At 69.4% G+C, this 11,358-nt stretch carries 14 protein-coding genes and 2 pseudogenes; 8 read left to right on the forward strand and 8 right to left on the reverse strand.

Features of this window, described 5'->3' with window-relative positions; translation table 11 throughout:
• Positions 1 to 193: 193 nt before the first annotated feature.
• Positions 194 to 586 carry a hypothetical protein gene (locus VNL12_RS05970; protein ID WP_325592500.1) on the reverse strand — a complete coding sequence of 131 codons (393 nt, stop codon included), beginning with the start codon at positions 584 to 586 and terminating at the stop codon, positions 194 to 196.
• Between the two features lie 215 nt (positions 587 to 801).
• Positions 802 to 1,689 (reverse strand): site-specific integrase, encoded by an 888-nt coding sequence (locus VNL12_RS05975; RefSeq protein WP_325592502.1) that lies wholly within the window; start codon positions 1,687 to 1,689, stop codon positions 802 to 804.
• A 238-nt stretch (positions 1,690 to 1,927) separates the two neighbouring features.
• On the opposite strand from VNL12_RS05975, the pseudogene VNL12_RS20820 reads away from it, so the two are divergent.
• Positions 1,928 to 2,207, forward strand: a pseudogene (locus tag VNL12_RS20820) (2,4'-dihydroxyacetophenone dioxygenase family protein); the annotation flags it as partial.
• Between the two features lie 262 nt (positions 2,208 to 2,469).
• Here the strand turns inward: VNL12_RS20820 and VNL12_RS05985 are convergent.
• The 4 genes and pseudogenes from VNL12_RS05985 to VNL12_RS05995 form a co-directional block, all read right to left on the reverse strand.
• The gene (locus tag VNL12_RS05985; protein WP_325592506.1) at positions 2,470 to 2,601 is read right to left on the reverse strand and encodes a hypothetical protein; all 132 of its coding nucleotides are present in this window, start codon (positions 2,599 to 2,601) and stop codon (positions 2,470 to 2,472) included.
• Positions 2,602 to 2,637: 36 nt separating this feature from the next.
• On the reverse strand, positions 2,638 to 3,633 hold the full coding sequence (locus VNL12_RS05990) for a cysteine hydrolase (protein WP_325592508.1): 996 nt from the start codon (positions 3,631 to 3,633) through the stop codon (positions 2,638 to 2,640).
• Positions 3,617 to 3,838, reverse strand: a pseudogene (locus VNL12_RS20825) (DUF427 domain-containing protein); the annotation flags it as partial. The gene VNL12_RS05990 and the pseudogene VNL12_RS20825, both read right to left, overlap by 17 nt.
• Positions 3,839 to 3,910: 72 nt before the next feature.
• Complete coding sequence (locus VNL12_RS05995) at positions 3,911 to 4,057, reverse strand: hypothetical protein (protein WP_325592510.1); 147 nt, start codon at positions 4,055 to 4,057, stop codon at positions 3,911 to 3,913.
• 268 nt (positions 4,058 to 4,325) lie between these two features.
• On the opposite strand from VNL12_RS05995, the gene VNL12_RS06000 reads away from it, so the two are divergent.
• The 4 genes from VNL12_RS06000 (at position 4,326) to VNL12_RS06015 (ending at position 7,668) form a co-directional block, all read left to right on the forward strand.
• Complete coding sequence (locus VNL12_RS06000) at positions 4,326 to 4,643, forward strand: hypothetical protein (RefSeq protein ID WP_325592512.1); 318 nt, start codon at positions 4,326 to 4,328, stop codon at positions 4,641 to 4,643.
• Between the two features lie 110 nt (positions 4,644 to 4,753).
• Positions 4,754 to 6,901, forward strand: a complete 2,148-nt coding sequence (locus VNL12_RS06005) for a putative transposase (protein WP_325592514.1) — start codon at positions 4,754 to 4,756, stop codon at positions 6,899 to 6,901.
• A gap of 177 nt (positions 6,902 to 7,078) precedes the next feature.
• Entirely contained in the window at positions 7,079 to 7,312 is a 234-nt protein-coding gene (locus tag VNL12_RS06010) for a DUF433 domain-containing protein (protein WP_325592516.1), read from the forward strand.
• Positions 7,309 to 7,668 (forward strand): DUF5615 family PIN-like protein, encoded by a 360-nt coding sequence (locus VNL12_RS06015; RefSeq protein ID WP_325592518.1) that lies wholly within the window; start codon positions 7,309 to 7,311, stop codon positions 7,666 to 7,668. Before VNL12_RS06010 ends, VNL12_RS06015 begins: the two co-directional genes overlap by 4 nt.
• A gap of 281 nt (positions 7,669 to 7,949) precedes the next feature.
• On the opposite strand, the gene VNL12_RS06020 is transcribed toward VNL12_RS06015, so the two are convergent.
• Positions 7,950 to 8,339, reverse strand: coding sequence for a RidA family protein (locus VNL12_RS06020; protein ID WP_325592520.1), 390 nt, complete (start codon positions 8,337 to 8,339; stop codon positions 7,950 to 7,952).
• A gap of 82 nt (positions 8,340 to 8,421) precedes the next feature.
• Between VNL12_RS06020 and VNL12_RS06025 the strand changes: the two genes are divergently transcribed.
• Together VNL12_RS06025 and VNL12_RS06030 are read left to right on the forward strand one after the other, a co-directional pair.
• On the forward strand, positions 8,422 to 8,646 hold the full coding sequence (locus VNL12_RS06025; RefSeq protein WP_325592522.1) for a hypothetical protein: 225 nt from the start codon (positions 8,422 to 8,424) through the stop codon (positions 8,644 to 8,646).
• Positions 8,647 to 8,660: 14 nt separating this feature from the next.
• Positions 8,661 to 8,915 (forward strand): ribbon-helix-helix protein, CopG family, encoded by a 255-nt coding sequence (locus VNL12_RS06030; RefSeq protein ID WP_325592524.1) that lies wholly within the window; start codon positions 8,661 to 8,663, stop codon positions 8,913 to 8,915.
• Positions 8,916 to 9,037: 122 nt separating this feature from the next.
• On the opposite strand, the gene VNL12_RS06035 is transcribed toward VNL12_RS06030, so the two are convergent.
• The gene (locus VNL12_RS06035) at positions 9,038 to 10,231 is read right to left on the reverse strand and encodes an acyl-CoA dehydrogenase family protein (protein WP_325592526.1); all 1,194 of its coding nucleotides are present in this window, start codon (positions 10,229 to 10,231) and stop codon (positions 9,038 to 9,040) included.
• 153 nt (positions 10,232 to 10,384) lie between these two features.
• On the opposite strand from VNL12_RS06035, the gene corA reads away from it, so the two are divergent.
• On the forward strand, positions 10,385 to 11,350 hold the full coding sequence (gene corA / locus VNL12_RS06040) for a magnesium/cobalt transporter CorA (RefSeq protein ID WP_325592528.1): 966 nt from the start codon (positions 10,385 to 10,387) through the stop codon (positions 11,348 to 11,350).
• The last annotated feature ends 8 nt before the right edge of the window (positions 11,351 to 11,358 follow it).

Consider the following 11,358-nt stretch of genomic DNA (forward strand, 5'->3'; position numbering starts at 1 on the left):
CTCGAGGCGGCCGCTTGGCTCCAACTGGAGATCCTCCTATGGTCCGACTGTAAGACCCATCCGCAAGTCTCCCGGAACAACCCTCCGGTCCCGATGCGACGGAACGGCCTCCCGAGGACGGTGGCGAAGGGGTGCGGGGCCGCTGGGCGACCGAGGGGTGCTAGCTCGGAGGCGGTGGAGGCAGCCCGAGGGGTCACGCCGAACGGGCTGCGTAGTCGTCGGCAGCTTCGATCACCTGGTCGACGTCGCCGTCGTGAAGAGATGCGAGGGGGCTACGACCGTCGAGGCCCGGCTTTGGGACCGTCAACCACGATGCGATGGTGAGCTCGTCATCGACGGCCGAGAGCACTTCGAGGACCTTGGGGAGCCCGTCGAGGACCCGGTTGCCCTGGAACTGCCCGACCGGATAGGCGGGGCGGCCATCGGCGTTGGTGAGCCGCAACAGGCTCCCGGACGCAGCCCGCTTCGCTACGGCCTGCGGCGAGATCCCCAGCAGTACGCTCACCCCGCTCTGGGTCAGGCACGGACCCAACTGCTGACGCCATTGGCGTGACTGTACGTCGCTGCGTAGTACCTCGGCGGCCACGATCCACCAATCATGTAGGTCTGACGTTGAGCAACTTACAACGATGGGTGCTGGGTTGGAGCAAACCTCATCTGGTGGTGTCGGGAGGGCTGTCGGAGTGGAACAGGCGACGGCGGGGCCGTTTGGGGTGCGCTGACGGCGCGCGCGTCGCGCGCGCGGGGGGCGTTGAGTCTCACCGAGACGACGAGGGATGGCGAGTGTTACGAAGAACCGTTCTAGAGACCGAGATACTTCGCTGACGTGTGGCGGAACGGGTCGCCTTCGCGCACGTAGCCGATGATCGACTCGGCTCGTGCGTGATGGGTCTGGCTCATCACGGCGAGGTCGGGCGCGTCGTTGCGCTTGGCTTCGGTGACGTGTCCAGCGCGTAGCGAGTGCGGAGAGATCCGTTCGACGTCGAGTCCGGCGGCCGTCGCGTGACGCTTGATCGTGTCGGCGATCGCATCCACTGTGAGCCGACGCTCGGCGAGTGCTCCCGCTCGGCTGACAGGGCGCCAGAGCGACCCGGTGCGTAGGTCGGCGGCGAGCTGCCAGGCGCGCACGGCCCGCACGGGGCACAGGTGCGGGCGCTCATCCGCATAGGGCAAGGTCTTGAGCCGGCCGCGGCCTTCTTGGTCGACCTTGGAGCGGCGGATGCGCACGACGAGACCTTCGGGGCGTGACTCGAGGTCCTCCACGTCGAGCGCGGCGAGTTCGCCGCGACGGAACGCTCCGACGTAGCCGACGAGCAGCAGCGCGCGATCCCGAGCGCCGCGCAGATCGTCCGGGCAGGCAGCGATGAGTCGCTCGACGTCGTCGGTGACGAGCGGTGTTGCGTTGCGCGGCGCTACGCCTTTCGTGCGGCGGAGCCCGGCGAGGGTGCGGCGCACGTGTTCGTGGTCGATCGGGTTCGGGAGTCCGGCGAGGCGGTGGGCTTTGCCGATCGCCATGGCGGCGCGCTGGGTCGTGGTGGCTTTGCGGTCGCGGCCGTGGGCGGCGAGGAACGCGCACACGTGCGCCGGCTCGGCCGGCATCTCCGGGAGCCCGTGGGTGGTGGCGTAGGCGAGCCAGGCCCGCCAGTCCCTCGCGTACGCCCGGACCGTGTTTTCGGCCATCGAGGACATGAGCTCCGAAGCGGCCGCAAGGTCGCCCTCAGGGGGCGCAGGAGCCACGAGAACGCCTCGGGTGGCACCAACCACCGGGACATCGACCTGCGCTTCTGTCACAGAGCGTGAGCATAAAGAGAGCCGGCGGCGTGATGGTGGATACTCCCGATAACTGGCAGAGCAGGGAGTCAGAGGAAACCGTTGAGTCCAGGGGGCGTCGCTGGCGATGGCGATGGCGACGCACGACCGTTCGGCACGCGTGCGCCGATCGGGCGTCCTCTCCCGTCATCGTCACGCCGGGCCCGTTCACGCCCTGGTCCTGAGCGGTCGCTGGCACTACCTCGAGCATGACTGGACCGCGGTCGATGGGGGCTACGCGTTCGAGGTGCCGTGTGAGGTGCATACCCTCGTCGTGCCCGACGAGGTTGCGTAGATGATCACGTTGTTCCACGCGACCGGCGACCTCACCTACCGTCGACTCCTGGGGGACGGCCACCGGGTACCAGGACGTGTTCACCAAGTTGGCCTCGGCTCGCGCGACGCGCGCGCCGTCGAGCCCCTCCACCCGGACCCGCCGCGACGTGAGGAAGGTGTCGACCCGGTGGAACGGGTCACGCGGGTGGACGAAGACACGCTCCTCCTCCTCGTACCAGGCATCCACCCGGTCCCACGGGACCCGTACGAACCCAGCGAGTGCACGCTCGTCCTCCGAGTCGAGCGCGACGTCGGCCCCCGGGAAGGCGTAGGTCGGCAGCGATCCTGTCCTCCAGACGAGATGCGCTTCCTCGGTGTCGATCATCACTCGCCCGGCGACGACGCCTCGAACTCGGCCCCCGAGGGGCCGGTGTAGACGACCTCCGCAGGAGCCGGGAAGTCGAAGCGGCCCGTCCGCGACGGACCGAACGGGTCACCGCCTACCGTCAGCCCCATGACCCCTCTCCGTCGCCTTTCCCGTCCTCCAGGGCCTCAGCCGCTGGTGGGGCCGAAGGAGCCGTAGAGCTGCTCCACCGCCGCCGACGCCGGACCCTCCTTGGCACGCTGCGCTTCCGTCGTCGGCGGCTCGTCCCACGGCATCTTGCCGATGACGAGCTTCGGGAGGTTGATGAACGCCTTGCCCTCCGCCACCTTCACCACCGCGTCCAGCGGGATGTAGGTCGCGCGGTTGAAGATGCCACGCCCGACGAGGATGTACCCGGCTCCTCCCGCGCCGTCAGCGACCTCCTCGATGCTCCCGATCTTCATCTGGTCGGAGGCGTAGACGTCGTCGCCGACCCCCGGAAGTCGCTCCAGACCGATCGCCGTGAGCACGTCCTCGGTGTCGAGCACGGCGTTGCCGATCAGCGGGAAGTTCACCCGGATGGATGCTTCGTAGGCCGGCAGGTTCTCGGCGCCGATCGCATCGCGCACGAATGTGACGTCGTAGCCGTGCTCGGCGGCATGGCGGCCGGTCGACTCCACGCAGAGGTTGGCGGTCATCCCGGCGATGATCAGCTGGGTGACGCCGAGGCGCTCCAGGTGCTCACGCAGGTCGGTCTCGAAGACGTCGGTGCCCTTGTGCGGGTGCAGCACCACCTCATCGGGCCCGGGCTGGAGCTCCGGGTGGAAGTCAGCGCCCCAGCTCCCGGCGAGGAACATCTCGAGCTCGAACATGATCCGGTTGATGCCCGTGCGCCGATGAAGCTCCTGATCGGCGTAGTCCTCCGACGTGTAGGCCATCGGCCCGTAGAGCACCGGGATCCCCCGTGCCCGCACGCCGTCGATGAGCTGACGGAGGTGCCCGACGACGTCGTGCTTCTCTACCGTGCCCTTCGTCAGCTCCCACCCGGCGCCGCCTTCCGACAGGAAGTCGTTGACCGGGTCGATCACCAGCAGCGCGCTCTGCGCGGGATCGAACGTTCGGCCCGGCCGGCCGCTCAGCCGGTACATGGTTCCGCCAGCCTTGCCTTCATCTCCGTGCTCCATGTTGCCTCCTCGGGTTTGCGAGGTCCCGTACCGCTTCCACGGTCACACCGCGCCAGAAGGCGACGTGGCCGGCGATGGCCGCGGCCGATTCCGTGGGCTCGGGATAATACCAGGCCGCGGCGTTCCGGTCGCCGTCCGCCACGATGTCGTAGTACGACGCGGTCCCCGCGACCACTACGAGGCAGTGGGCCTCGGTGGACTTCGCCGAAGTTCGTGCGGTAGGGCACGCGCCGCACGCGGCCGGAGGGCGCGAGGCAGCTGGTGGGGTTCGGGTTACTCATGGGCGAATCATCGCCCGGCGGCTAGCGAGGCCGGAGGCGTAGCCGTCGAGTTCGGCTTCAAGTAGCTCGGGATCGAGTTCGCGCATGTTTCGGCGAGCTTCGTCGACAAGAGAGTCTCGGTACGCCTCGACGGTCTCGTACATCGGCGTCTCGGTGAGCCGGGCGATTCGGTATCCCCGGCGTCGGACCCCCTCGATGCGTTCGGTGCGCTCTTGGGCTTCCTGAGCGAGCTTCGCAAGGGTCCTGGGGTTGGTTCCGAGCGCCCTTGGGTTCTTCCGTTGTGACAAAGATCGGGTGGGGGTTCGGGGGGTCCTCCCCCCCGACGGGGCCAGCTCTCCACCGGGTCGGAGTTATCCACAGGCGGGGTAAGGGTCCACGCCAAGATAGTCCGCGGCGTAGTATTGTGGCGGGATGGAGGTCACCCCTGCGGGGCTCGCGCGGTTCTTTGGGGTGGTCCTGCCGCATATGAATGAGGTGCAGCGTCGGGTGGTAGCTGGGGCGGCGTCAGAGATGCTGGGTCGGGGCGGGAAGACCGCGGTGGCGAGCGCGTCGGGGATGAGCCGGAACACGGTGATCAAGGCTCATGGCGAGGTCGAAGCCGGTGTCGAACCCTCTGATCGGCAACGGGCTCCCGGCGGTGGTGACAAGGCGGCTATCGACAAGCAGCCCGGTCTGCTCGAGGCGCTCGATGAGCTGGTCCACCCCGAGACTCCAGGACTCCTGACATAGGGCGCTGAAGTCCCTGGTGGGGAAGGGACCATCCACCTCTCGCGGTCTGCGATGTCCGATAATAGATGGAATGGTGAACACATCGTGGATGGGGTGCTGAGATGTCGGCCGTGGGGACACTGCGGAAGGGCCCGCCGTTGGACATGACGCCGGCTGAGGCGGTGGCGGTGGCGCCGGGTGTGTCGTTGTGCGAGGAGTCGGACCGTTGCGTGGTGTTCGTGTGGGGGATGGTCGTGTCGTGTTGGGACACCGCCGATGTGGTGGGCCGCCGGCTGGCCGCGGTGCAACTGGTCGAGACCCGCTCGGCGGGGCACGCAGAGGTGGCGGCGGGCTTCGGGGTGGGTTCGGTGACGTTGTGGCGCTGGCGTCAGGCGTGGCAGGCCGAGGGGGTGGCGGGTCTGGTCCCGCGGGCCAAGGGCCCGAAGCGGGCCTCGAAGCTGACCGATGCCAAGGTGACCGAGATCCGCTCGGCCCGGGCGGAGGGCCTGTCGATGCGGGGCATCGCCGCACGTGTTGGTGTGTCTCCCGACAGTGTGCTGCGGGCGCTGGGGCCTCGGCCCGTGACCGACACAGCGGCTGGGCCGAGCGCCGAGCCCGCAGAGCTGGAGCCCCTGGCCCGGCCCGAGGCCCGCACCGAAGAGCGCGAAGCGGCCCGCCGGGGCGAGCTGGCCGAGGCGGCACCGGTGATCTGCGAGGGCGGTTCGCTTCCCTTGGCCGGGTCGTTGGTGATCCTGCCTGCCCTGGTTGCCACCGGTCTGGTCGAGGTGGCCGAGGCCACCTACGGTCGGGCCCGGGCCGCGTTCTACGGGCTGCGCTCGCTGGTGCTGACCATGGTGTTCACCGCCTTGTTGGGCGAGCCCCGCGCCGAGGGCCTCACCCGCCTCGACCCCATCGATGTGGGCCGGCTGCTCGGCTTGGACCGGGCGCCGGAGGTCAAGACGATCCGCCGGCGCCTCGGCCGCCTCGCCCGCGAGCACAGAGCCGACCGGCTCCTCGCCGGCCTGGCCCGCCGCCACGCCGACACCCACGACGAGGCCATGGGTGTGCTCTACGTGGACGGCCACGTCCGCGCCTACCACGGCGCCGCCGATGTCCCCAAAGCGCACGTGGCGCGCATCCGCCTGTCGATGCCCGCCGAGATCGACACCTGGGTGGCCGATGTCAACGGCGACGGGCTGCTGGTGTGGAACGCGCCGCCAGGGGCGTCGCTTGTCGGTGAGCTGCGCCGCGTCGCCACCGAGGTCCGTGCCCTGGTGGGAGCGGACCGCCGGCCCACCATCGCGTTCGACCGGGGCGGGTGGAGCCCCAAGCTCTTCGCCGAAATGACCGCGGCCGGCTTCGAGATCCTCACCTACCGCAAGGCACCGTTTCGGCCCGAAGCGCGCTCGGCGTTCACCCTGCACCGCTACTTCGATGACCGCGGACGGCACCAGGACTACTGGTTGGCCGACCGGGCCGTGCGCATTGCCTACAACGACAAGGGCCGCGCCCGGCGCTTCGCCTGCCGCCAGATCACCCGCCTCGACCCCACCAGCGGCCATCAGACCCAAGTACTCACCACCCGCACCGACACCGACCCCGCACCGCTCGCCTACGCCATGTTCAGCCGCTGGCGTCAGGAGAACTTCTTCCGCTACATGCGCGCCCACTACGCCCTCGACGGCCTCGACGCCTACACCACCACCCGCGACGACCCGGCCCGGCTCGTCCCCAACCCGGCCCGCAAGACCGCCGACCGCCGACTACGAGAAGCCCGTGCCCAGCTCACGGCCGCCGAAGCTCAAGAAGGACGGGCCACGCTCGCCGGCGGGCGCAGCACCGCCGGCGCCAAAGAGATCGCCGACGCGTTCACCGACGCCCGCACCGAGATCGACCGCCTCGCGGCGGTCGCCCGGGCCATCCCCGCCCGCGCACCCCTCGCTGATAGCCACCCCGACGCCGCCCGGCTCGACCCCGAACGCAAACGCATCCACGACGCCATCCGCATGGCCACCTACAACGCCGAGACCGCGCTCGCCCGGCTTCTCGCCCCCCACTACCCCCGTGCCGACGACGAAGCCCGCAGCCTCCTCCGCGAGATCTTCGCCAGCCCCGCCGACCTCCAGATCGTCGGCGACAAGCTTCACGTCACCATCAACCCGCTCTCCGCCCCCCGCCGCACCCGCGCTCTCACCGGGCTCTGCGCCGACCTCACCGCCACCCACACCACCTACCCCGGCACCAACCTCACCCTCGTCTACGCCGTCAAGGACCGCTGAACCTTCCAACAACTATCCGGACAGGTCAGGAGTCCTGGATTCGGAAGCGGTCGTCGGCGATCTCGCCTGAGCCGGACGGCCGGACGGCCGGACGGCCGGACGGCCGGGGGTCGGACACCACTGCTCGCCGGGCAACGGACGGCGAACGGATGGCCCTGCTGGGTAGGGTTCCCCGGGATGTCGAACCTGGACCGGATCACCTCTGACCCGTCGGTCTGCCACGGGCAGCCGACGGTCCGTGGGCTTCGGTACCCGGTGGAGAACCTGCTCGAGCTGCTGGCTTCGGGCATGACGATCGATGAAGTCATCGAGGACCACCCTGACCTGGAACGCGCCGACCTGCTCGCCGCCCTCGAGTTCGGTGCTCTTGCCTCGGGGATGCGCCGGGTTGTGCCCCTCGGCGCAGCGTGAGGTTCTTGGTCGACGCCCAGCTTCCCGCCCGTCTCGCCCGTCACCTCACCGATGCCGGACACGACGCCGTGCACAGCTCGGATCTCCCGGCCGGCAACCGGACGACCGATGAGGAGATCGCCCGCCGGGCTGATGGCGAGGACCGGGTCGTCATCACCAAGGATCGCGACTTCCGCGACGGCCACCTCCTCCGGGGGCGTCCTCGACGCCTTCTGATCGTTGCGACCGGGAACACCGACAACCACCACCTCGTCCGCCTCTTCGATCTGCACCTCGCTGACATCGTCGGCGCGCTCGATGAGGTGCGCTTCGTGGAGCTGGCGCACAATCGGCTCATCGTGCACGAGGACCGCTGAAGGCGGTCGATGGCACCGGCGTGCGACGGTCGCCCCCCGAAGCCCCCGGGCGGGGCGCAACGATGCTCACGAAGTGCTCACAAAGTGCTCACGGACTGCAGAGGAAGCGACGTCACGCGGGGGTACGGGACTGGAGAGCGATCTCGCGAAAGTCCTGCTCAGAGGCACAGGATGGGACGCGAAGCCACGCACCGTCATGGCCTCTGCCTGCATGACGCGCAGGGGGTCGGGGGTTCGAATCCCTTACGGCCCACTCCGAGACGCCTCATGATCGAGTTCTGCTACTGCGACGGACGCTGGCAGATCACCCGTAGCTCGACGCGCGGTCCGGGCGTGGCGAGTTCGGTCGTTCCGATCGCTGACCAGGCGGGCCACGGCTCGACCAGGTACCGGTCCTTGACCGTGCGAAACACGTCGAGGTGACTTCGCATCCCGATGTGGAACGTCGTCATCTCGATGATGTCGCCGTAGCTCATTCCTCCCGCCTCGAGGACGTGGCCCAGCTTGTCGAAGGCCTCAGTGATCTCTGTGGTCACGTCCTCCGCGCACGAACCGTCGGGCCGCGTTGCTGTCACTCCCGAGATGAACCCCAGGCCGTCGTGGACGACCAGGGGTGAGAGATGCCACTCGTCGTAGTGCCACTGCATGTCCTCCGGGATGATCGAATCCATCCGCTGCTCCTCTTAGTTGAACGGCATCACACCCTGACACGTAGAGGCCGGCGCTCTCCCGGTACGGGATACGCTCAAGCCCATGTCGTCGGTGCTCTTCCGCTCCGCCGCACCGGCCGTCGACGCCCTCATCGATGAGCGGCGCCGCAACGGGGTCGATCGTTTCGACGAGGTCTGGGAGGGTGTGTACGTCGTGAACCCACCGCCGTCGTCCCCGCACTCGACCGTCGCCGGGCTGGTCCTCGACCTACCTTGCCCGCGCCGGCGACACGAGCGGGAATCGCATCAAGACGATCTCTTCGGATGATAAGGTGCGTGGTCGTGCGCACGACGATCACGCTGGACGACGACCTCTACCGGGAGGTCAAGGTGCAGGCGGCGCGAGACGGGCGGACGGTCGGCCAGATCATCGAGGATGCCCTGCGCGCCCGCCCCGGCGAGGCCGCAGAGGCGGCTGCGATCGAACCCCTCCCCGTCTACGGCGGGAGCGGAGTTCTGCCCGGCGTCGATCTCGGGGACAACGCCGCTCTGCGGGACCGGATGGACGCCGGGGAATCGCTCGATGCTCTGCGTTGATGTCAACGTCCTCGTCTATGCCCACCGGCCAGAGTCTCCGGGCCACGAGCGCTACGCCACCGGTCTGCGGTGGCGGGATCCTTGCAACGAACCCATCGATCCCTCGCCGTGAGCGTCGGTCCTCAGCTGCGGGGGACGTCTTTCCAGGGGACGGCCTTGTCGGTGCGGGGCTCGCCGGGCAGGCCGAGGACGCGCTCGCCGATGATGTTGCGCTGGATCTCCGACGTGCCGCCCTCGATGGAGTTCGCCCGGGCCCGCAGGAACATCTTGCGCGACGACCCAGGGGGCCCGGTGAGACCGAGCTGGTCGGCCCGGCGCATCGAGTAGTCGTAGTCCACGAGGGCGCCAGGGCCGAGCAGGTCGACGCAGAGCTCGTAGATGTCCATGTTGACCTGGGCGAACATCAGCTTGGCGATCGATCCCTCGGGGCCGGGATTGCCGATCTTGCGGTTCTGGGCGGCCCGGATGTTGGTGAGGCGCAGCGCCTCGGCCTGGATCCACAGCTGAACCAGACGGTCCTTGGCCGCCGGGGTCTGGGTGACGACTTCCTCGTCCCAGATCCGCACCGCCTCGGCGATGGCGCCGGTACCCCGCCCGGGAGGGCCCACGCCGCCGCCGATGGTGGTGCGCTCGTTGGAGAGCGTGGTCATCGACACCCGCCAGCCCTCGCCCACGTCGCCGATGCGATCGGCGTCGGGCACCCGCACCTCGGTCAGGTATACCTCGTTGAACTCGGCCTCGCCGGTGATCTGGCGCAGCGGTCGCACCTCGACGCCCGGGGCGTGCATGTCGAGGGCGAAGTAGGTGAGGCCCTTGTGCTTCGGAGCGTCGGCGTCGGTACGGGCGACGAGCATGCCGCGGCTGGCGATGTGGGCGAGGGTGTTCCACACCTTCTGGCCGGTCATGACCCACTCGTCGCCGTCGCGGACGGCCCGGCACGACAGGCCGGCGAGGTCGGACCCGGCGCCGGGCTCGCTGAAGAGCTGGCACCAGGCATCCTCACCGGTGAACATCGGTCGCAGCAGGCGCCGGCGCAGCTCGTCGGAGCCGTGGGTGACGACGGTGGGCCCGGCCATGGTGAGGCCGAAGAAGTGCTCGGTGCGGTGCCCGGGGGCGCCGGTGTCGCGCAGTCCGGCATCGACGACGCCCTGGTGGTTCGGGGCCAGGCCGAGCCCACCCCATCCCTCGGGGAAGTGCACCCAGGCCAGGCCGAGGTCGTACTGCAGGCCTCGGAACGCGATCGGGTCCGAGGCGTCGCCCTCGTCGAGCAGCCGGGTCAGGCGCTCCTTCACGAGCAGGGTGGGGTCGTCGGTCATGGGCGGAGCTCCTGCGGGGCACGGCTGGGGGTCGATCGCGACCGTACCGGCGCCCCCGCCGCTGCGCCTGTCTTGCCGGTCAGGTGGTCACGGCGACGACGCGCCCGCAGGGGATCCGGGCCCTGCACCCGGTGGCCGGGGCAGACTGCACCGATGATGGTCGACTGCGCGGTGTACCGCGACGGGGCCCGGGTCGATCGTCCGGCCACGATCGCCGGCGCCACCGAGGGCTGCGGGGACACGTCCTTCACGTGGATCGGGCTCCACGACCCGACGGAGGCTGAGATCGACGAGGTCAGCGGCGAGTGCGGGCTGCACGAGCTGCTTCGCGAGGACGTGCAGAAGGCTCACCAGCGGGCCAAGTGGGACACCTATGAGGAGGCCACCCTCTTCGTGTTCAAGACCGCGGCCTACCACCAGCCCGACGCGGTCGAGATCGGCGAGCTCCAGGTCGTCCTGGGTGACGGCTTCGTTGTCACCGTGCGCCACGGCACGGCGACGAGCCTGGGCCGCGTGCGCCACCGGCTCGAGGGCAACCCCGACCTGTTGCGCCACGGTCCCATGGCGGTGCTCTACGGCATCGCCGATGCCGTGGTCGATGACTACGCCCCGGTGGTCTCCGAGCTCGAGACCGACATCGACGAGGCCGAGGAGGCGGTGTTCAGCACCGACCGGACCAACCAGGGCCCTCGCGTGTACCACCTGAAGCGCCAGGTGCTGGAGCTGCGGCGCAACGTGGTGCCCGTGGGCGACGTGCTCGACGACCTGTGTGAGCCCGACGCCCACGTCGTGCCCCGCGAGCTGAGCGACTACTTCCGCGACGTCGCCGACCACGCCCACCGCGTGATGGGGCGGGTGGAGGTTGCTCGCGAGCTGTTGACCGACGCCCTCAACGCCAACCTGGCCCAGCAGGGCGTGCAGCAGAACGAGGACATGCGCCGGATCTCGGCCTGGGCCGCGGTGATCGCGGCGCCGACGTTGCTGGCCGGGGTGTGGGGCATGAACTTCACCCGGATGCCCGAGCTCGACTGGCGGGTCGGCTACCCGCTGGCGCTGGGCCTGATGCTCGCCGTGTCGGCCTTTCTCATCACCTACTTCCGCCGGGTCGGCTGGCTCTGACGGGGCGT

The organism is Iamia sp., assembly GCF_035575815.1.
Classification (GTDB): domain Bacteria; phylum Actinomycetota; class Acidimicrobiia; order Acidimicrobiales; family Iamiaceae; genus Iamia.